A 19,224-nucleotide genomic window follows, 5' to 3' on the forward strand; every position below is an offset into this window, starting at 1 on the left:
TCGATGCGATGCTGGCCAAGTTCGCGCGCCCGGGCATGTGCAACCCCGCCGACACCGACAGCCCGTGGACCGCACAGGACGCCACCGACGACGCGCGCCTGCAAGCGGCCGCCGCCCGTGATACCCGTACTCCCGCGCAGCGTAATCATGATGCGCTGCTGGGGTTTCTGCGTCCCGAGCTCGGTGGCCCGGCGAAGCGGGGCTCGCATCGCGGGGTACCGGTCGCTGCGATCATGACCATGAGCATCGCCGATGTCGAACGCGCGGCGGGAGTCGCGACGCTGGCCACCGGCGGCACCGTCCCGATCAGCGAGGCCCTGGAGCTGGCACAGCAGTCGAAGCGGTTCCTCATGGTGTTCGACCACGCGGGCATGCCCCTGCATGTCGGCCGTGAATCCCGCACCGCGACCAAGGCCCAACGCCTGGCGCTGATCGCGACCGAGCGGGGCTGCACCCGACCCAACTGCTCCGCGCCCGCCTCGCGCGCCCAGGTGCATCACCTCACCGAATGGTCCAAGGGCGGCAAGACCGATATCGAGAACCTGACTTTGGCGTGCGATAGCTGTCATGCCCAAGTTCATGACGGTCCCGGGGGCTGGAAGACCGTGAAACTCGGTCCCGATACGGCGTTTCCGGGGCGCACCGCGTGGATCGCGCCCCCGCATATCGATCCCACCGGGACTCCGCAGGTGAATCACCGGCATCATCCCGGCGAGTTGATGGCCCTGACCCTGTCCCGGATCCAGGACCGCAATCGACAAGCCAGGGAACGTCATAAGCGCTGGCTCGCCACCCACCGCGCCACCCCCGCCACCCCCTGAAAGCGGTCCTCCACACACCCGTGGCACCGCAGGCGTCAGCCTGCCGGTGCCACGGGCACGTTTGTCTCCGCGACGAATGTCATTCCGGCTCTTGGTTTTTAGTCTCTTGTTCTTGTATCTCTTGTTCTTTATTTCTTTGTTCTTTTATGTTTTGTCTCTGAACGTAACCACAGCCTGCCAGCCAGGCTGGAACGTGAGAGGGCGGCTCCCAAATGGGGGAGCGAAAGCCGGGTACGGCACCCAAGGTTCCCACACCGAAAAATCTTGGCCCTCCTCCGAACCCCGCTGGAACGGAAGGGCATTCGCGGGTGTCCGCTACGAAGGCCCCGGAGACAAACCGCCCTCATCAAGGACGCGCGGCCACCGCGACAGGCTGCGTGTGCGCGTCCGAATGCCCATTGCCGACCGGATTCGGCGAGGCGGTGCCGCGGAAGAGATCCACATAGACACGAAACGCCATGTAAAGGTAAGCAACGGTTTTCGGGATCATCAGCAGGCCCAGCTGTGGGATACGGCGCGCGAACAGCACCACCGGCAGGTAGCAGGCGAAAGACGCGGCCATGGCGTTGGCGATCGCGCGGAAGGTGCGGTCACCGGTGCGATCGCTGTCGCGCCGCATGAGAGCGATTTCGCTCGCGCCGACCATCAGCAACGGGATATTGCGATCGACGCCCCAACCGGCGGGTGTCTCATCGCGATCCCAGTTGTTGAACGGCATCGCCAGCATGAGCAATCGCACCCCCGACAGGCCCAGCAGCGTCTTGCTGACCCGATCCCACGGACGCTGGAAGCGCAGTCGCCACGCGTCGAGCGACAGCACATAGAACAGGGTGATGGTGATGGAGGTGGCCATCTCGCCGAGCCCGATGAGTCCGGCCCGGCGGCCTCGCCAGGTCAGGTAGCCCCGGCCCGGCCCGCGACCCAGTGATACCGCGCGCAGTGCGAGATGTGCGGTATCACCGACCGCGAGCAGCGTGAACGCCTCCTGCAGGCGTTCGGCGGCAGGTGCGTCGGCGGGCGCGACCTGTGCCCGCCGACGCCGCATGGCGATCACCAGCCCCCAGATTGTCGCCAAGTAGCCCAGGTTGAAAAGCATTTCGAGCCGTCTGCGTGCCGCACTCGGCATCGTGTTCTCCTCATCGTCGCAGTTCGAATGCGTCGAGTCTGTCCGGTTGCGGGTGCGTCGCGGCAGGGACATTGGTCCCTGAATCACGACCCGGACGATGGAGCGCAGCCGATACCAGCGGCTCGGAAAACGGGGAGAACGTCGCCGATACCCGCACCCGCCCGATGTCGCGCACCGTGCCTGCGGATGATTGCCCGAACGCAAGCGGGGAGTCTCAGCGCCGGTCATTCTGCGTCGCAACCCGCTTCGCGCGAACCGATGTACGTTCGGACCATGGGGAGTTCGACCGGCGCGGTGCGCCGATCCATGAGATTTCATCGTCCGATCGTGATTGCCATCGGGCTTGTGGTGGCGGTCCTGGTCGGGGGATTGGTGCCGAGCTGGTGGTGCGGTCGGGACGCCGACGCATGGTTTCGGGGTGATCCGGTGCGGGTGCGCGGGCTCGCGGAGGAGTTGGTGGCCTTCGAAGCCGATGACGATCACCAGCGGGCCACCGGCGCGAGTGGGGAACTCACCGATATGTGGGGGATACTCGCGCATCAGATGACCGCGCTGGGATTGGCGCAGGTGTGTCTGGACCATCCCGAATGGCGAGAACGGTACGCGCCCATCGTGACTCGTGCCGCGGCCAAGACGCTGCTGCCGGAGATGCGGTCGACCTTCACCGCGGCCTGGCACGGTGAGGACGGGATGGCGGTTCCGGAGAGTCCGCGCGGGCACGCCTATCTCTCCTATGCCGCTCTCGCGCTCGGGATGGCGCGCCTGGTGGATCCGGCGTTCCCGCCGGATCTCGCGACTCGGCAGGATGCGCTGATCGCCTCCTACGAGCGGCGACTGCTCGCCTCGCCGACCGCACTGCTGGACACCCTGCCCGGAGAGGCGTACCCCACCGATGTGGCGGCCGTCGCCGCCGCCATCGCGGTGCACGGTCGCGCCACCGGTGCCGATCACGGTGCGGTGCTGGCGCATTGGGCGCGGCAGGTCCGCGCGGTCCAGATCGATCGGGGCAGCGGGTTGGTATGGCAGCGCATGGGTGTCGACGGACAGTCGCATGACGCCCCACGCGCGTCGGGCACCGGATTGGCGGCCTACTTCGCCGGTTTCGCGGACCGGACGCTCGCGCAGGAGTTGGCGACCGGGTTCTTCCGCCAGCAGCGCAGCCTGCTCGGCTTCGGTGCGATCCACGAGTATGGCCCGGGCTACGACGGTCCGGGAGATATCGACAGCGGGCCCGTGATACTCGGAATATCGGTGTCGGCCACCAGTTTCGGGCTCGCCTCGGCGCGGTCGCTCGGTTACCGTGACGATTTCACTCGCCTGTTTCGCACCGCCGATCTCGCCGGTCTACCACTACGGAGCGGGTCTCGGCTACGCTTCGCGACCGCCGGGGTGATCGGCAACGCGCTCCTGCTGGCATTCCTCACCTCGGGACCGGAGTTGGCGCGATGAGACTGCTCCAGACCGAATGGCTGCTCACCGCGTGGCGATCGCTGCGCATCCCGCTCCTGCTGGTGGTGTCGTATCTCGTTCTGCGCCTGGCGTTCGCGGCACTATCGGAGCGACATGGGCTCGGTTCCCCCGACGGCCTGAGCCTGGGCTACCTGGCCGTCGCCGCGATACTGCTGGTACTGCGCGTGGCGCTATTGGTTGTCGTGCCCGCCATGCTCGCCTACCGCGTCGTGGTAGCCGCGGTGACATATCTGCTTCGCCGTGGGAGTCGGGCGGATCAGTCGGCAGAGGTGGAGACGATCGATGAGGTGACCCCGTCAGCTGGTTGAGGCGGGGACGAGTTCGTTGATTGTGTTGGTGCGGGCCACTATTCGGCCTGCTTTGAGGACATAGCAACGGTCGGGACGATCCAGCAGGGCGTGCGCGACGCGGTGCGTGGACAGGACCACGAGGTCGGCCGTGGCGCCGGGGCGGAGACCGTAGCGGGCGGAGATACCGGTGATACGAGCGGCCTCGGTGGTGGCCATAGCCAGGACCCGAGTGAGTTCGGCGGGGGTAGAGAGATGACAAGTCTGGGCCAGGAAGAGCCCTATGTCGAGGAGGTCGGCATTGCCATAGGGGGTGAAGGCATTGCGAATATTGTTGGAGGAGTACGCCGTTGTGATGCCCGCCGCCCAGAGTTCGCGGATGGGCGCGATGCCGCGGCGGATATTGGTGGTGTCGGCGCGGCCGCCCAGGTGCATATCGGTGGCGGGAAGCGGGACCACCGCCACGCCTGCCTCGGCCAGATTCGCCAGGGTGTGCTGTCGCCGAGCCGGATCCCGACCCGCCAGGGAAGTCATGTGGCCCAGGGTGACTCGGCCGGACATGCCGGTGCGTTCGGTGACCTCGGCGATGTAATCGGCCATGGCAAAGCGGGGATCGGTGGCGTCGTCGGCGAAGTCGGCATGGATATCGACCGGGACCGCGAATTCCGCGGCCAGGTCGAAGACGAGATCGATATGCCGGCGGCAGTCGGCGACGGTGGGTTCGTTGTAGGCGCAGCCGCCGATGACATCGGCTCCGCGGCACAGGCTTTCGCGTAGCAGGTCCAGGGTGCCCGGAGCCTGCAGAATGCCTTCCTGAGGAAATGCGACGATCTGCAGGTCGATGCGGTCGCGGTACTCCTCGCGCAGACCCAGCAGGGCTTCGACGCCTTGCAGGCCGACAATCGGATCCACATCGGGGTGGGCTCGGATCATGGTGGTCCCATTGGCGATTGCCATATCCAGCACCCGCCGGGCGCGCGCGGTGATGGAGTCCACGGTGAACCCGCGTTTGAGTTCGGCGGTGACGGCAATGGCCCCGGCCAGGGTGCCGTCCGGATTCGGGCGTTCGGCGTCCAGGAGAGCCTTGTCCAGGTGGACATGGGATTCGATCAGACCGGGGATGACCACCCTTGCGGCGCAGTCGATTTCGTCGGGAGCGTGGATGGGCAGGTTCGGGCCGACCACGATGATGATGCCGTCCGCGATGGCGATATCCACCAGTTCGGTGTCGTCGTCGATGCGGGCATTGCGCAGCACCAGGTCTGCCATGAATACCTCCCGGAGCGCCTTCTACGCGAAGAACTGTCCCCGTTTGTATACGACCGGCATGTTTCCAACTCGGACGGTGAATGCTTCGCCCAGGTTACAAATGTCTTGGCGGGCAGTCGATCCCGTTCAGTCGCGGTGCCGGTACGCGTAGGTGGCGTGCGCGATATGTTCGGCCACGGCCTGGGCGGCGCGGTCGGGATCACCGGCTTCCAGTGCGGCGCAGATCTCTTCGTGCTCATGCCAGGAATCGCTGGCCCGGCGGGGCAGTTCCACCGCGTACACCCAGGCGATCTTCCAGCTCAGCTGTGTGATGAGCTGCTCGAGCAGGGTGCTGCCGGAGGCTTCGGCGAGCACCTCGTGGAAGCGGCTGTTCAACCGGGTGAGCTCGTCGAGTCGACCGGCGCGCACGGCGTCCTGGCCGAGGGTGGTCAATTCCTTGAGACGGCCGAGCTGTTCGGGCGTGCGGCGCACGGCCGCGCGGGAGGCGCACAGCGGTTCCAGGCGGGCGCGGATCTCCAGGAGATCGGCCGCCTCCTCCTCGGTCAATTCGGCGACGAAGACCCCGGCATAGGGGCGTGACGAGGCGAAACCCTCTGCCTCCAAGGTGCGTAACGCCTCACGCACCGGCACCCGGGAGACGCCGTAGCTCTCGGCGAGGGACTCCTCGGTGAGGCGCTGGCCGGGGGTGAACACCCCGCGAATGATGTCGTCGCGAATGGCGCGACACAGCTGCTGCGGCGTCATGCGCCGGACGGTGCTGCTCACCGCGGGCTCACGGAGATCACTGTGGCCTCACAATTGGAACGGAGGGGTGGGTTTGCATACGATCCATCGTGGCGGTGCCGGATGGGATGCCGCAAATCTACTGCATGAACCTGTGAGCGCGCCCGCTCGGTGAATATGAGACCGGTTCAGCGGCAGCGGAACCCGAGTGCGGCAGGTGGGGCGCGTTCGGGTCGCCGGTGAGCGTGAGGTTTGTATACGATGCGCAGCATCTCAGTCCGGAAGGGTTTCATGGATCCCGCGCATCTCGTTCTCTTGCTCGTCGCCGGTTTCGGGGCGGGCGTGTGTAATGCCATTGCCGGTGGCGGCAGTCTGTTGTCATTTCCCGCACTGCTGGCCACCGGATTACCGCCGGTGGCGGCGACCGTCACCAATTCGGTGTCGGTATGGCCCGGATATCTGGGCGGAGCGGCCGCACTGCGGAAGCGGCTCGATGAGCATCGGGCGCTGGTGCCCCGGCTCATACTCACCGGTGCGGTCGGTGCCGCAGGGGGAGTGATCGCCCTGCTGGCCGCGCCGCCCAAGGTGTTCGCGGCGCTGGTGCCGTACCTGATTCTGTCGGCGACCGCGCTTTTCGCGGCGCAGCCGTTCATGTCGAAGAAGCTGTCGGCGCGACGCGGGGACGGGGACTCGCGGCTGCTGTTGTTCGCCGGAGTCTTCCTCGGCGGAATGTACGGCGCGTACTTCAACGGTGGCATGGGCATCGTATTGCTCACCGCGCTCGCGCTGGGCATCGACGCGTCGATCACCATGCTCAACGGCTTGAAAAGTGTGCTCACGCTGACTGTTTCGACGACCGCCATGGTCGCCGTGGCGCTCTTCGGTCCCGTGCACTGGCTGGCCGTGCTCGTACTCGCCCCCGCCTGCCTGCTCGGTGGTGTCGCGGGCGCGAAACTCGCGGATCGATTGCAGCCGGGGGCTTTCCGGGCCGTCGTCATCGTCTTCGGTGTCGGTGCGGGCACCGCCATGCTGCTGACCTGACCTCGCTACCCATCCAACTCCAGAAGAGGTGCACAGATGAACGACCTACTGCTGCGCGGCGGCCGCCCCTGGACCCCGGGCCGGCCGCTGACCACCGCCGACATCCTGATCAAGGACGGGCGCATCACCAAGATCGGACCCGGCCTCACCGAAACCGCCACCGAGACCGTCGATCTCGCGGGTGCGCTCGTGCTGCCCGGTCTTGTCGACTCGCATTGCCATCTCGACAAGACCATGTACGGCGGCCCGTGGATTCCCAATAGCGGCGGCCGGACCCTGCAGGGCCGCATCGCCAATGGTGAAGGCCGGCGCGACGAGCTGGGCCTGCCCAGTCCCGATTACGCGGCGAACCTGTTGGGGGCCATGATCTCCGGCGGGACCGCCCACGTCCGCAGTCATATCGATATCGATCCCGAGGTCGGGCTGCGCGGTGTGGAGGCGGTACGCGCTGCGACGGAACGGTATTCGGATCGCATCGACGTGCAGCTGGTGGCGTTCCCGCAGGGCGGGCTGATGAATCGGCCCGGTACGGGCAAACTCCTGGAAGCCGCGCTCGCCGACGGGGTGGAGGTGATCGGCGGCCTCGACCCCGCCGGATACGACGGGGACCCCACCGGGCAACTCGATCTTCTGTTCGGTCTCGCCGAGAAGTACGGCGCGCGTATCGATATCCATCTGCACGACCGCGGCGCGCTCGGGGCCTGGCAGTACGACCTGATCATCGAACGCACCCGCGCCACCGGATTGTCGGGCCGGGTCACCATCAGCCATGCCTACGCCATGGGCGAGCTGGCCCCCGACGAGCAGCGCCGGATCGCGGAAGCCCTTGCCGGCGCCGGAGTTTCGATGGTCACCTGCGCGGTCGGCGACGCCCCGGTGGTGCCGGTGCGGCTCATGCACGAGACCGGTGCGGGCCTGGCCCTGGGCAATGACGGTATTCGCGACCTGTGGACCCCGTACGGCGACGGCGACATGCTGCGGCGCATCATGACCGTCGCCTTCCGGGACCGCCTGGTGGCGGATGAGGAGATCGAACTGGCCCTGACCGCCGGAACCTACGGCGGGGCAAAGGTTCTCGGAGTCGCCGACTACGGACTGAGCGTGGGCTCGGCCGCCGACCTGTTCACCGTGACCGCCGAAACCCCCGCGCACGCGGTGGTTTCCGTGCCTGCGCGCGAGCTGGTGCTCAAGCGCGGCCGGATTGTGGCCCGCGATGGCGCGCTCGCCGCGCACTGATCGTATACGAAACAGGGGCGTAATCATGTTGACCGCGAACGGCAATGAGCCCCCGATAGAACTGTGAAGCATGAGCACCACCGCTTCACAAGCCACAACGGACCGAGGCCGGGCCGGGAGTGTGACCGCCGAACCCGGCGGCAACGTATACACCGACCCGGTCTCCGTCGCCCCGGCCCTGGCTTTCCGGGATGCGTCACTGGTCTTCGAGAACGGCACCCACGCCCTCGATGGCATCGAAATCGCGATCCGCCCAGGCGAATTCGTCTCCCTTGTCGGACCCTCCGGCTGCGGTAAATCCACGCTGCTGCGCCTGGCCGCCGGATTCGACAAGCCCACCGCCGGGGCCGTCGAGGTGGCCACCACCAAACTCGGCTACGTCTTCCAGGAGGCCACCCTGCTGCCGTGGCGGTCGGTGCTGCGGAATGTGGAGCTCCCCGCCGAACTGGCGGGCGTGGACAAGACCACCCGACGGGCCGCCGCGCGCGAGGCCATCGAACTCGTGGGGCTCACCGGATTCGAAAACCACAAGCCCGCACAGCTTTCCGGGGGTATGCGAATGCGCACCTCCATTGCCCGCGCCCTCACCCGCGCCCCCGAACTCTTCCTCTTCGACGAACCCTTCGGCGCATTGGACGAGATCACCCGCCAGCGCCTGAACGAGGAGGTGAGCGGCCTCTACCGCCGCTCCGGCTTCACCGGCGTCTTCGTCACCCACTCGGTCGCCGAGGCGGTATTCATGTCCACCCGCATCATCGTGCTCACCGGCCGCCCCGGCCGAGTAGCGGCGGATATCACTGTCCCACTGGACTTCCCGCGCGCCCCCGAACTGCGCTACACCCCCGAGTTCGGCGAAATCGCCGCCACCGTCTCGGCCGCGCTACACGAAGCCGAGCGGGCCGAAACCATCGGACACGCAGCATGACCGCCAACGCCGAAGCAGTCGATACCAGTGAGAGGGCCGCATGACCGCCGCAACCGCCCGTTCCGCCACTGCCGCAACGATCGTCGCCTCCGTCATGGCGGGTGCGGCCGCGTCGTCCGCCGGCGACTCGCCAGGGTCTGCCGCCCAACCCGAGGCAGTTGCCGTCGCCCCCGCTACGGCCGCTCCTGGGCCGGACCGTCCGAGGCGAAAACTGCGGTGGCCCTTCGCCATCGCACCGATTCGGGTATTCGCGCCGGTCGTCGTCTTCGTGCTCGTCATGACGGCCTGGTCGGTGGTGAGCCACTATGTGATCGCCGCGGACTCCCGATTCCTGCTGCCGCCACCGGAATCGGTGATCTCCAAGGGTCTGCTCAATGCCGCCACCCGGACCGAAATCCTCTCCGCGCTGGGCTCGACCGTGCAGATCGCGCTCACCGGGCTGACCATCGCCATTGTGCTCGGCGTGGCCTTCGCGGTCATCATGAGTCAGGCGAAGTGGGCCGAATACTCGCTCTACCCGTATGCCGTTGTCCTGCAAACCATCCCGGTGCTGGCGGTGGTGCCACTGTTCGGATTCTGGTTCGGATACGAGTTCGGCAGCCGCGTCATCGTCTGCGTCATGGTGTCGCTGTTCCCGGTCATTACGAACACCCTCTTCGGCCTCAAGTCCGTGAATGCCGCCGAGCACGACCTGTTCACCCTGCACGGTGCGTCGCGCTGGCAGCGACTGCTGAAACTGCAACTGCCCGCGGCGTTTCCGGCCATGATCACCGGTTTCAAGATCTCCGCCGGAATGGCCATCATCGGGTCGATCGTCGCCGATTTCTTCTTCCGTCAGGGGGATCCCGGCATCGGCCGCATGATCGATGTCTACCGCCAGCGGCTGGCCACCGAGGAGTTGCTCACCGCGCTTCTACTCTCCTCACTCGTCGGCCTGATCCTGTTCTGGGTCTTCGACTTCCTCGCCGCGCGGGTCGACCGCGCGCACGGCAAGCGCCGCTGAATCACGCTGCGCTGCAACAGTTCCCACCTGTAGTAACCCAACCAAGGAATGCTAGTGAAGAAACGTCTCCTCGCCGCTGCCGCCCTCGCGGGCAGTCTCAGCCTCGTGCTCACGGCCTGCGGTGATGGCGCCTCGTCGCCCAAGCCGACCGGTCAGGGCGCGCTCGCCGGGGTCTGCCCCGCCACCGTGGTCATCCAGACCGACTGGTACGCCACGCCGGAGCGCGCCGCCGCCTATCAGCTGGTCGGCCCGAACGGCACCGTCGACGCCAAGAAGGGCGCGTACGTCGGCCCGCTGGGTGACACCGGCGTGAATGTCGAAGTGCGCCTTGGTGGTCCATTTCTGGGCGGCCAGCCGGTGCCCGCGCAGATGTACCAGGACACCAGCATCACCCTCGGCCTGGTGCCCACCGACGAGCAGGTCCGCGCCAAGGCCAAGACCCCGCTCACCGGCGTCTTCGCCTCCCTCGATATCAATCCGCAGATCGTCATGTGGGATCCGGCCACCTATCCCCAGATCAAGACCTGGCAGGACGTCGCGGCCTCCGGCGCCCCCATCCTCTACTCCGAGGGCAAGCCGTACATGGACTACCTCGTCGACCACGGCTACGTGAAGAAGGATCAACTCGACGCCTCCTACGACGGCACCCCCAGCCGCTTCGTCGCCGAGAAGGGCCGAGTTATGCAGCAGGGCTACGTCTCCAACGAGCCCTACCGCTGGGAACACGATGTGAAGGGCTGGCAGAAGCCCACCGCCCACCTCCTGGTCGCCCAATCCGGCTACGAGATCTACCCGCACGCCTGGTCCGTCCGCACCGGCGAACTCGACAAACTCCGCCCCTGCCTGCAAAAACTCGTCCCCATGCTGCAACAGGCCGAAATCGACTACGCCACCAACCCCGAACCCACCAACCAGGCCCTGCTGCGCATCTCCCAAACCATTCCCGACGGCCCGCCCATCAGCGCCGCCGGCAACACCGACTCGGTGAAAGTCCAACTGGCGGAAAAGATTATCGGCAACGGCCCCGACAACACCCTGGGCAACTTCGACACCGCCCGTGTAGACCGAGCCATCACCGCCATAGCCCCCATCCTGAAGACCCGCGGCCAACAGGTCCCAGACAACCTCACCGCCGCCGACCTGGTCACCAACGAATTCATCGACACCACAAAGGGTTTGAAAACCCAAGGCTGATCCCCGCCCGTGTGCTCATCCGATCAATGATCGGATGAGCACACGCCATCTCCACACCTCTTCCACGATTGCCGCACACCGAAGCGATACCGTCAGCTGCGGGCAGGCGCGCAAACCGTGCGCTACGACAGCGAAGGTGGCACTGTGCGGCGGAAACTCGGCGACGCAACCGCAGTCCTACTCGGCATCCTGCTCGGCTGCCTGATCGTGGCAGCCGCTATCGGGGCGCTTCTATATCTCCTGCGTGACTCTCGAGCCGATGAAACCTGGGACGGCGAAGTCCCTTTCGTCGTCACCTGTTCGCCCGATTCCCCCTGCCACCTCACCAGCGTCCCCGACCAAACCCCCACCCTGGCCCTCAAAGGAAAACCCTCCACCACCATCAATTCCCCCCTCCCACCCGAACTAGCGGGCGTCCACGCCGGCGACCACGTACTCTGCACCGTCCACGTAGTGGTATTCGCCTGGGATCGATCAGTGAACGACCTCGAATCCGAAACAACCGTCAACAACTGCCGACCGTCGCAATAACGAATCCTCGATGCGCTGCTCAGTACGACCAGCGCTGATAGAAGTGCAGAAAGTCCGGTATATCCGCGGTAGGCGCACTCAAATAAACGATCACCCGCCCACCCGGATGCGCCACAGCCTCCGCAATCGCATCGGAAGTCGTTCCGTTCATCGACTGCCCCGGCCGCCATTCCTCCCCGCCGGTCCAGGTGAGCCGCGACTGCGGATCAGTCCCAATCCCAACATCCCCCGCAATAGTCTGCCCAAGCAGCCCCGGAATCGGACTAGCCGCAAGCGCAGCCGTCTCCTCCGCACTCAACTCCACCCCCACCCACCCCGGAACCGGTGCCTCCGGCGCAGGCTCCACCGCCCCTGCCGCCCCTGCCCCCAACACAACAACCACCCCACCCGCGAGCACCCCCGCGACAGCAAACGCCCTGATATTCATGCTACTTCCCCCTCGAATTCCCGCACACAAACCTGAAACTGCCTGCAATCTAACATGATTCGAGCCACCAGTTAATCAACGACGCCAGCCCATCACCGGAGCAGATCCGGCCCCATCGAGCTCAATACTCGGCTTCGGCCGTGCGCAGTAGCGGAACCGGAGGAAGCGGATCGGGGCGGGTCCATTTGAGGCGTGGTGGATGCGCAGCGCCGACGTCCTCGGTGAGTTGTCGTCGAAGTTCAATTGCCAAGGCCTGCAAGGTTTGTTTTTCTATCCTCGGATAGCGACCGGTACCGCTCGATTCGCTTGCTCTGGATGGTTTGATCGTAGGTGTGCTCCAAGGTCAGCCGCATGTTCAAGCGGGTCGACCTCACGTTCGAGAACTGACTGCCGACCCAATACCATCGTCGCGCTGCGACTTCCGCCACGCACTGATTTCGACGTTCGAGCGCACTGTCCGGATCGGCTACGCGGCTCCGAAATCTATTGCGCCCGAGCAGCCGAACCTGCGGCGGCACCCTCTCGGGCGGGCGGAGGTGATCATCCCCGGGCGGGACGGGTTGTATCCGGGGCCTTCGTAGCAGAGTCGGGCGGATTACCCTCAGCCCCAGCGGGGTTCGGAGGAGGGCCACGATTTTTCGGAGTGGGAACCTCGCCTGCCGTACTCGATTTTCGCTCCCCCCTTTGGGTGCCGCCCTCTCACCTCCCAGCCTGGCCCGATGGCCGTGGGAACCTTCTCGAGACAAAGACCCCGAAACACCCACGCGACACGCAGATATCAACCTGGACAAGCGATCACCGGGAACTGAGCGTTGGATTTCAAGCCAAATCCAACGCTCAGTTCCCGGTGATCGATCGTCCAAGTCTTGAGGGTGTTGGCTCTTCTCGTCCCGGCGTCTTTGTCTTGCCTTTTGTTCGTTTTGTCTTTTTTCGTGGTGGTTCTGAACGTTCCCACGGCCACCCAGCCAGGCCGGGAGGTGAGAGTGCGGCACCCAAAAGGGGGAGCGAAAATCGGGTACGGCACACGAGGTTCCCACTCCGAAGAATCGTGGCCTTCCCCCGAACCCCGACGGAACGTAATGTCCCGCAGCGTATTCGGCTACGAAGGCCCCGGGACCATTCCCGGGCGCCGCAAAGGAATCCGTCTCACGGTGGAACGTCGAGGCGAGGTCAAGAACGCGCAGCGACCTCCCTCCAGCAATCGTGCGCGCGGCTCCGATCGAGTCTGTCGTGGATCCGTAATACTGTGCGACGGTGTTTGTAGAAGGCGAGGACGGGGAACTTGCCTGCACTGATCCTCAACCGTTCTTCAATCAAACCGGCCCTGCGTGGAAAATCGACGGAATGCTCAGTTCGAGCCTTGAACAGACCTCGACCGGCTGGCATCTCGAAGCCCACTCGAGTCGGGACCCGGCGGTGTGGACGTCCTGTTCTTCAGACATCTGGTCTGGGAAAGGCTGATGGTGAACGTCGGAATCGTGCTGGTATTCGCGGCGTTCTATGTGAGGTTCCTGAAGGGGGCATGAAGCTTGAATCGCTCTCTCCCGCAAGCGAAACGAACGCGAGCGGGGGCACGCGCCGACGTCACTCCTCCTCGAGGGGAGACTTTTCGAACCGGTCAGCCCGTTGATGTCGGTGCCCGTATTCATATTCGACGCGGGAGCTCGCCCGATCAGCCGCCGTGGGTGCGGCCGGGAGCGTTGAGCAGCCATCGCCAGCGTGGTAGCTCGGCAAGCGTCGTGACGAGCGCCAGTGCGGTGACCACGATGGCAAGCCAGGGTTGCCAGGCGAGCCACGAACTGATGACGGCTGCCGCGAGTTGGAGCACGACAAGGCCGATCGTGACTATGCCCGGAACCGGGATGAGGGTCTGCTTCTTGTCGCCCGGCGTGGAGAACAAGGTCGGCAGCCCAATGAGCAGAACCACCGCCACACCGGCGAGCACTACCGAATGGTCGGCGAGAGCCCAAAGTGTGGCGATCCAGGCGATGAGTTCGGTGCTGAAACGCAGGATCGAGGGAACGCGGCCCCGATCAGTGAGGTTGGGCGATACGGTCACGGGGTCGAGCATGGCCGACAGCGTGCCATATCCGAGCACAGTCCGTCAGCCCCACGAGATGTGTTGCGAGGCACCGCGGTCGCGCAGGGCACCCGAAACCTTCCGCACCCGGTGCCTATAGCGGCAAACGTCGGCAACGTGGCGCGGCTCAGTCGCCCCCGCCGGAAGGTGTCACGATTACCTGGCAGTTTCGCGGTTCATGCCAGAGCGCATGGCCGTCGACGAATTCACCTCGGGCGGGGAGTTGCGCGCCCAGGGGTATGGCGGTGACTCTGACGAGACCGACGGCGTCCGGTGCCTGGTCGATGGTGATGAAAACGCCGAATGGCTGTCGCCCGATAACCCTGCCCGAAACATAGCTGCCGATCGGCAATGATTCCACTGTGGCGGCCCACGCGTGGCTTGCCCGCGGTCCCAGATCTGGTCCAGGCCAAAAGTACTCACCCATCGCTCGAGCATGACACTCTCGGGTTGCGAAAGAACGCGTTCACGCAGTATGTGGCTGACCATCTGGTACCCCAGGTCGATGCGGTGTAGTACCGCGGCTCGATGTGGTTGCGGGCCTGGGTTTTTACGGTCGGAGCATGCGTATTTCAGGCTTTGCTGTACACCGATGAGCTGCGCGATCGAATATTCACTCCGCTGAGCCTGCCGGATACCTACTTACCGGCGACCGGTGAAACCGGCCTGCGTGAACCGCACCTGAGCGGCTACGCCAGCGTAGACGGCACCGTGGTCGATATGGGCAGTGGTGACGGTATGTCCTACGGTCTCGGAGTTGGGTACACCCAATTGCCTTGTGGCGCCAAATTTGTCGGCAATGGGGGGTGGCGTCCAAGGCTTCTCCGCCATCTCCGGAGCCACCACGGCCGGGCGGGCGATCACCTCTTCCTATACGGGCACGGTCGCCGGCACGGATATCGGTGGCATGCTCACCCACGCACTATGCGGGTGAGCATGCCAGCGTGCTCAGCGGCAGATCTTGGTGGCCACATCGGACGGGACGCCGATCTCGGTGCAGTGCAGGGCGCTGCCGAGATCCACTGGCCTCCAACCACCTTCGGTCGCTACATAGTGGAACAGGACTTGGGCGCGGTTGACGGTGTTGTTGTGGGTTCCGCTGTGTGCCATCGCCCAGTCACCGGCACAGTCGATTTGGTCCTCGAGTTCGATCGGTTTCGCCAACCGCGACTCGATGTCCGTGCCCTTCAACGCCGCGAGCAGGACGCTCTTGGAGACCGGGCATGCCGATGGCGTGCCACCCGAACCGGGATCCGTTGCCTGTGTGGGGAAGTCACGATCCGGGGTCACCGTGTGATTGTCGGATCCCAGCGTGAGCGTGACGGTCACCGGACCGCCCGAAGGGCAGCAACTGGCATCCTGGCCCGCCAACCAGCGGTACTGCACCTGCACACTGCGATCCGACGAACCGACCACCGTCGTATAGGCGGTCCAATTCTTGGTCGCGGTGCCCAGATATCCGGCGTGATTGAACAGCATCACATGCCATGGTGAGCTCGCGGTGCCGTGCGGGGTCCCGGCAAGCACCCACAACAGACTGGGGCACGAGCCGACCGCCGCATCGGTACCACTGTCCGCGTAGAACCCGTCACCACCCACATTCGCGCCGAGCCTGCCGAGCGCGGCCGTGACCACCCCGGAATTCAAATCCACGCATTTGCCATTCCCGGCGGTAGCGGGCGCGTCATTGCCCGCGGGCTGCGTCGTCCCCGGCGACTGCTGCGTGCCGGGCGGCTGCTGTGACCCCGAAGGCTGCCCGGCTCCCGACGGAGCAATAGTGACAGTCGACGACCCGCCGGCCGCGGGCGTCGATCCGTCCTGGCATGCCGTAGCCAGGGCCACCGCCGCGACCGCGGCGATAATTCCAACGATTCGTTTCATGCGCGTTCTCCCCACTCGGTATCACCGTGTACGTCGTGTCCGGGGCGAAAGGTGTTGCGCCCCCGATTTTGCGGGCAGCCACGACTGAAACGCTCCCGTCGCGTCACCCTATGCGCACGACGGTGCGGGTCCGGCCGGTGGTTGATCGCGCCGGAACGCACCGGACTTCTATGAAATGACCTGGGAGCCGAGGAAGTTCAGCAGAATCTGGGCATCGTCGCCGTAGTCGATATGGGCGTTCGAGACATAGAAGCGGGCCATCGCCACGCCCTGGCGGCTCAGTTGTACGAGGTCGTTGACGCAGTCGGGACCGCCGATACTGAGCAGGGTTTGCGCGGCGACCCGGAGATCGCCGCGTACGGCGGTGGCGAACGGACCGATGACGGACCCGGCCAGATCGAGTGCGGTCGGTGTCAGGGTCGCCATTTCGACTGCGACGGCGACCGGGTCCTGCCGGGTGAGGGATTCGACCGCGCGCCAAAGGCTTTCCTGTAACTGGCCGACATCCCCGGCGATTCGCAGGATATCGATCCGGGTCAGGACATCGGCGAGAACGCTCGCGGCGGCGGTCCAACCGGAGGGGTCGACGGCGCCGGCCGCGCGGATGACCGAGGCGATGAGCGGCAGATCCACGCCCGCAGCCGCCTGAACCATCGGAGACAGGGCGGCGTTCAGGTTGCTCGCGATCTGATGCGCCGCACGGATATCCCCGGTTTGGATAATGTTCGGCAGGTCGGTGAGGTCGTCGAGAATAGTGGGCAGGTTCGCCGCCGTCGCCGCCCAACCCGCCCCGACTTTCACGGACTGCGCGATGAGCGTGCGGGGATCACTGGCGGCCGGAATCAGGTCGGCGATCGGAGACGGATCACCGCTGAGCACCCGCCCCAGCGCCGCGAGGAACGGCGACGCGGTGGCATTGAGCGAGCAGTACAGATCGCCATCCGCGCACAGGGTGCGCACCCGATCTGTCAGCGCACCGAAATCCTGCCCCCGCGTCCCGGCGATCCCGCGACCGGGTTGCGGATCACCCAGCGAGAGAGTGGTATCCGGATCCCGATGCGGATCGGCCAGCAACCCGACCCCGACCACCCGATCGGCACTGATCGGCCCTTCACCATTGCCGATTTCGGTAGCGAGATCACCGATCCCATCCGCGCCCTGGCTGTATCCGGCGAGTATGACCCGCGTCGAACCACACAACCCGCGAACCATGGTGTGCAGCCGCGATTCCAGGGTGCTCAGCGATTCCGCATAACTCAGCCCCTGATCGAAAGCGCTTGCGGCATAAGGCGCGTAGAGCACGGTGATATCCCCGCCGAACCGCCGCTGCAGTCCGTCACCGATCGGCCGCAACATGCCGACCGGCACTCGCGGATCCGCATCGGACCGCGTCTCCCAGGTCCCCGGCGCGAAGATCGCGGTATACGGGGTGCAGGGCTGCGCGCCACGACTCTCCGCCCGCGCGTCACCGACCACCACGGTCCCGGCCATGACGGCCACCGCGACCAATACCGCCGCACCCGAGGTCGCCAGCCTGCTCATTATCCAGTTCCTCTGCTGCCGATGGGTTTTCGGATCCCGGCTAATTCTCGCTACTCACCGTCGACTCCGCAGGGTTTTCAGACGCATATCTGTTTCAGATGCTACTCGACCTCCCGGCAGGTGCGGGCTCAACTGGAATCGACGCGGGTGGATGGTGCCGCCGGAGACCATGCGGCACCTCCGAAATCTCAGCCGGTCAGCCGTTCCAGCAGTATCCCGAATCGGTGGTGTACCCCCACTTCTGTTGTTCGGCACCATCTTTGCGCCACGCCACCTGCAGACAGCCGTGCGCCCGAGCCCCGGCATGCGCGGCTTCCGGCAGTCCGTCGAGCGACGCCTGATACTCCGCCTTCTCTGTGGCACCGCAAATGGCGGACAGCGCGGCTACCGCAGCGCTCCCTCGTGGACCGGCGCACTTGGCTTTCGCCCACACCTCCAATAGCGCCTTCCACGCGAGACCTTGGAAGGCGTCGTCGAGTTCGGTGGTCTTCGCCCGGCTCCAATACCGGGTGCACACGGCGGGACCGGAACAGTCGGTCCACGTGTCACCGGTCCCCGGCGTGGGTACGGTCGCGCACTTCCAGGAGTACGCATTGTGGATATCGCGAGCCATCGCATTGCCCAGCCCGCGCCTGATGCAGAAAGCCTGTACGTCGACCCCCAGACCCGTGATCGCCGACTGCCCCGTCACCGCGGGGTCCTGGCGGCAATGCCAGGTATAGGCGTTGTTCTTATCCTCCAGGTACGTGCTTCCCGCGTTGTGAGTCTTCGTCGCGGGATACTGCACCCGGCACTGCTCCTGCATGTCGACATCGGAGTCCTTCGCCGAGGCCGGTGCGGCCGCGCCCGCTAGTGCGAGAGCGAATGCCATGCCCGAAACCACTACCGCATAGATGGTCTTCCTCATCGGTGGCGCCTAACTATCAGCTGAAATCGGTGAATATATCTGTGGCTCAACCACTGTCACCCAGCAATCCACCGGCAATGAAGAGGAGAAGGTCCCCAGTCGGATGGCTCACCGTCGATCGTGAGCGGAATCGGGCTCAGCTGTGCGTCTTCGCCAACTGATGTGCCACGAGATCCAGGAACGCGTCGACCTCTTCCCGGTGGTAGGCGGCGGTGCCGGGGGAGGCGGTGTGAAAAGCCGTGCCGCGCACGTCTTCCGCGGTGAGGCCGTTGGGGCCGTCATGTGCCAGGGTTGCGGCGAGGCGATCCAGGAAGGCGCCGACTTCCACTGCCGCGTAGCCGGACAGCCCGAATGGGGGAGCGGAGAACTGGACTCGCAGCACATCATGGTGTGTGAGCGGATCCTCTTCGCGTGCAGTGGAAATCAGTGGATGACCGCGTCGCAGGTACTCCAGTTCCATGCAGATTCGATCCAGGAATTCGTCGACCTGTTCGATGTTGTACCCGCGATGCCCGAAGGGTGGGCCGTCGAACTCCACCAGGCGGATGTCTGCCGTGGTCAGGTGATCGCGGCCGGCGATGGTGTCGGCTATGCGCCCGCAGAAGGCGTCCACCTGGCCGGGGTGATAGCCGTGGTGCCCGAACGGTGCTGTGCCGAAGTGCCTGCGGCGAACGTCCTCGGGGGTCACGCGGGTCATTGTGCCAATATGCCCATGTTCGAATCGCCGCCGCCCCTTGCGAATCCGCTTTGTCGGAACCGCT

General features: G+C 65.5%; 19 protein-coding genes. 11 read left to right on the forward strand and 8 right to left on the reverse strand.

Annotation, left to right across the window (positions count from 1 at the left end; genetic code table 11):
* On the forward strand, positions 1 to 821 hold an 821-nt coding region (locus GFY24_RS07285; RefSeq protein WP_153804261.1), incomplete at its 5' end, for an HNH endonuclease signature motif containing protein.
* A 346-nt stretch (positions 822 to 1,167) separates the two neighbouring features.
* On the opposite strand, the gene GFY24_RS07290 is transcribed toward GFY24_RS07285, so the two are convergent.
* Positions 1,168 to 1,947, reverse strand: a complete 780-nt coding sequence (locus GFY24_RS07290; protein WP_153804262.1) for a hypothetical protein — start codon at positions 1,945 to 1,947, stop codon at positions 1,168 to 1,170.
* 273 nt (positions 1,948 to 2,220) lie between these two features.
* Here GFY24_RS07290 and GFY24_RS07295 point away from each other — a divergent pair, with 273 nt between their 5' ends.
* Positions 2,221 to 3,396: a hypothetical protein gene (locus tag GFY24_RS07295; RefSeq protein WP_153804263.1), complete on the forward strand. Its 1,176-nt coding sequence runs from the start codon at positions 2,221 to 2,223 to the stop codon at positions 3,394 to 3,396.
* Positions 3,393 to 3,725 carry a hypothetical protein gene (locus GFY24_RS07300; protein ID WP_153804264.1) on the forward strand — a complete coding sequence of 111 codons (333 nt, stop codon included), beginning with the start codon at positions 3,393 to 3,395 and terminating at the stop codon, positions 3,723 to 3,725. Before GFY24_RS07295 ends, GFY24_RS07300 begins: the two co-directional genes overlap by 4 nt.
* On the opposite strand, the gene GFY24_RS07305 is transcribed toward GFY24_RS07300, so the two are convergent.
* Together GFY24_RS07305 and GFY24_RS07310 are read right to left on the reverse strand one after the other, a co-directional pair.
* Positions 3,714 to 4,973, reverse strand: coding sequence for an amidohydrolase family protein (locus GFY24_RS07305; protein WP_153804265.1), 1,260 nt, complete (start codon positions 4,971 to 4,973; stop codon positions 3,714 to 3,716). The genes GFY24_RS07300 and GFY24_RS07305 overlap by 12 nt on opposite strands.
* Before the next feature lie 126 nt (positions 4,974 to 5,099).
* Entirely contained in the window at positions 5,100 to 5,738 is a 639-nt protein-coding gene (locus GFY24_RS07310; protein ID WP_309230571.1) for a GntR family transcriptional regulator, read from the reverse strand.
* Positions 5,739 to 5,957: 219 nt separating this feature from the next.
* Here GFY24_RS07310 and GFY24_RS07315 point away from each other — a divergent pair, with 219 nt between their 5' ends.
* The 6 genes from GFY24_RS07315 (at position 5,958) to GFY24_RS07340 (ending at position 11,626) form a co-directional block, all read left to right on the forward strand.
* Entirely contained in the window at positions 5,958 to 6,737 is a 780-nt protein-coding gene (locus GFY24_RS07315; RefSeq protein ID WP_153804266.1) for a sulfite exporter TauE/SafE family protein, read from the forward strand.
* Between the two features lie 36 nt (positions 6,738 to 6,773).
* On the forward strand, positions 6,774 to 7,973 hold the full coding sequence (locus GFY24_RS07320) for an amidohydrolase (protein ID WP_153804267.1): 1,200 nt from the start codon (positions 6,774 to 6,776) through the stop codon (positions 7,971 to 7,973).
* A gap of 70 nt (positions 7,974 to 8,043) precedes the next feature.
* The gene (locus GFY24_RS07325; RefSeq protein ID WP_153804268.1) at positions 8,044 to 8,898 is read left to right on the forward strand and encodes an ABC transporter ATP-binding protein; all 855 of its coding nucleotides are present in this window, start codon (positions 8,044 to 8,046) and stop codon (positions 8,896 to 8,898) included.
* A 40-nt stretch (positions 8,899 to 8,938) separates the two neighbouring features.
* Positions 8,939 to 9,901, forward strand: coding sequence for an ABC transporter permease (locus GFY24_RS07330; protein ID WP_228566088.1), 963 nt, complete (start codon positions 8,939 to 8,941; stop codon positions 9,899 to 9,901).
* 54 nt (positions 9,902 to 9,955) lie between these two features.
* Positions 9,956 to 11,095, forward strand: coding sequence for an ABC transporter substrate-binding protein (locus tag GFY24_RS07335; protein WP_153804269.1), 1,140 nt, complete (start codon positions 9,956 to 9,958; stop codon positions 11,093 to 11,095).
* Between the two features lie 144 nt (positions 11,096 to 11,239).
* Positions 11,240 to 11,626 carry a hypothetical protein gene (locus GFY24_RS07340; RefSeq protein WP_153804270.1) on the forward strand — a complete coding sequence of 129 codons (387 nt, stop codon included), beginning with the start codon at positions 11,240 to 11,242 and terminating at the stop codon, positions 11,624 to 11,626.
* Between the two features lie 2,099 nt (positions 11,627 to 13,725).
* Here GFY24_RS07340 and GFY24_RS07345 read toward each other — a convergent pair.
* Positions 13,726 to 14,124 carry a hypothetical protein gene (locus GFY24_RS07345; RefSeq protein ID WP_153804271.1) on the reverse strand — a complete coding sequence of 133 codons (399 nt, stop codon included), beginning with the start codon at positions 14,122 to 14,124 and terminating at the stop codon, positions 13,726 to 13,728.
* 199 nt (positions 14,125 to 14,323) lie between these two features.
* On the opposite strand from GFY24_RS07345, the gene GFY24_RS07350 reads away from it, so the two are divergent.
* Complete coding sequence (locus tag GFY24_RS07350) at positions 14,324 to 14,488, forward strand: hypothetical protein (RefSeq protein ID WP_153804272.1); 165 nt, start codon at positions 14,324 to 14,326, stop codon at positions 14,486 to 14,488.
* A 444-nt stretch (positions 14,489 to 14,932) separates the two neighbouring features.
* The gene (locus GFY24_RS42855; protein WP_255458618.1) at positions 14,933 to 15,067 is read left to right on the forward strand and encodes a hypothetical protein; all 135 of its coding nucleotides are present in this window, start codon (positions 14,933 to 14,935) and stop codon (positions 15,065 to 15,067) included.
* Between the two features lie 14 nt (positions 15,068 to 15,081).
* On the opposite strand, the gene GFY24_RS07360 is transcribed toward GFY24_RS42855, so the two are convergent.
* The 4 genes from GFY24_RS07360 to GFY24_RS07375 form a co-directional block, all read right to left on the reverse strand.
* On the reverse strand, positions 15,082 to 16,014 hold the full coding sequence (locus tag GFY24_RS07360; RefSeq protein WP_153804273.1) for an LppP/LprE family lipoprotein: 933 nt from the start codon (positions 16,012 to 16,014) through the stop codon (positions 15,082 to 15,084).
* Positions 16,015 to 16,182: 168 nt separating this feature from the next.
* Positions 16,183 to 17,556 carry a cutinase family protein gene (locus GFY24_RS07365; protein ID WP_153804274.1) on the reverse strand — a complete coding sequence of 458 codons (1,374 nt, stop codon included), beginning with the start codon at positions 17,554 to 17,556 and terminating at the stop codon, positions 16,183 to 16,185.
* A 196-nt stretch (positions 17,557 to 17,752) separates the two neighbouring features.
* Positions 17,753 to 18,463 (reverse strand): hypothetical protein, encoded by a 711-nt coding sequence (locus GFY24_RS07370; protein ID WP_153804275.1) that lies wholly within the window; start codon positions 18,461 to 18,463, stop codon positions 17,753 to 17,755.
* A gap of 136 nt (positions 18,464 to 18,599) precedes the next feature.
* Entirely contained in the window at positions 18,600 to 19,160 is a 561-nt protein-coding gene (locus tag GFY24_RS07375) for a DivIVA domain-containing protein (RefSeq protein WP_153804276.1), read from the reverse strand.
* Positions 19,161 to 19,224: the final 64 nt, after the last annotated feature.

The sequence above is a fragment of the Nocardia sp. SYP-A9097 genome, assembly GCF_009649815.1.
GTDB lineage: Bacteria > Actinomycetota > Actinomycetes > Mycobacteriales > Mycobacteriaceae > Nocardia.

What these genes read in the sequence shown, in the direction of transcription:
- GFY24_RS07325 (WP_153804268.1), top strand. Translation starts at nt 8,044, where the DNA reads ATGAGCACCACCGCTTCACAAGCCACAACGGACCGAGGCCGGGCCGGG.
- GFY24_RS07360 (WP_153804273.1), bottom strand. Translation starts at nt 16,014, where the DNA reads ATGAAACGAATCGTTGGAATTATCGCCGCGGTCGCGGCGGTGGCCCTG.
- GFY24_RS07350 (WP_153804272.1), top strand. Translation starts at nt 14,324, where the DNA reads ATGGCCGTCGACGAATTCACCTCGGGCGGGGAGTTGCGCGCCCAGGGG.
- GFY24_RS07300 (WP_153804264.1), top strand. Translation starts at nt 3,393, where the DNA reads ATGAGACTGCTCCAGACCGAATGGCTGCTCACCGCGTGGCGATCGCTG.
- GFY24_RS07320 (WP_153804267.1), top strand. Translation starts at nt 6,774, where the DNA reads ATGAACGACCTACTGCTGCGCGGCGGCCGCCCCTGGACCCCGGGCCGG.
- GFY24_RS07315 (WP_153804266.1), top strand. Translation starts at nt 5,958, where the DNA reads ATGCGCAGCATCTCAGTCCGGAAGGGTTTCATGGATCCCGCGCATCTC.
- GFY24_RS07295 (WP_153804263.1), top strand. Translation starts at nt 2,221, where the DNA reads ATGGGGAGTTCGACCGGCGCGGTGCGCCGATCCATGAGATTTCATCGT.
- GFY24_RS42855 (WP_255458618.1), top strand. Translation starts at nt 14,933, where the DNA reads ATGGGGGGTGGCGTCCAAGGCTTCTCCGCCATCTCCGGAGCCACCACG.
- GFY24_RS07305 (WP_153804265.1), bottom strand. Translation starts at nt 4,973, where the DNA reads ATGGCAGACCTGGTGCTGCGCAATGCCCGCATCGACGACGACACCGAA.
- GFY24_RS07345 (WP_153804271.1), bottom strand. Translation starts at nt 14,124, where the DNA reads ATGCTCGACCCCGTGACCGTATCGCCCAACCTCACTGATCGGGGCCGC.
- GFY24_RS07330 (WP_228566088.1), top strand. Translation starts at nt 8,939, where the DNA reads ATGACCGCCGCAACCGCCCGTTCCGCCACTGCCGCAACGATCGTCGCC.
- GFY24_RS07375 (WP_153804276.1), bottom strand. Translation starts at nt 19,160, where the DNA reads ATGACCCGCGTGACCCCCGAGGACGTTCGCCGCAGGCACTTCGGCACA.
- GFY24_RS07365 (WP_153804274.1), bottom strand. Translation starts at nt 17,556, where the DNA reads ATGAGCAGGCTGGCGACCTCGGGTGCGGCGGTATTGGTCGCGGTGGCC.
- GFY24_RS07290 (WP_153804262.1), bottom strand. Translation starts at nt 1,947, where the DNA reads ATGCCGAGTGCGGCACGCAGACGGCTCGAAATGCTTTTCAACCTGGGC.
- GFY24_RS07370 (WP_153804275.1), bottom strand. Translation starts at nt 18,463, where the DNA reads ATGAGGAAGACCATCTATGCGGTAGTGGTTTCGGGCATGGCATTCGCT.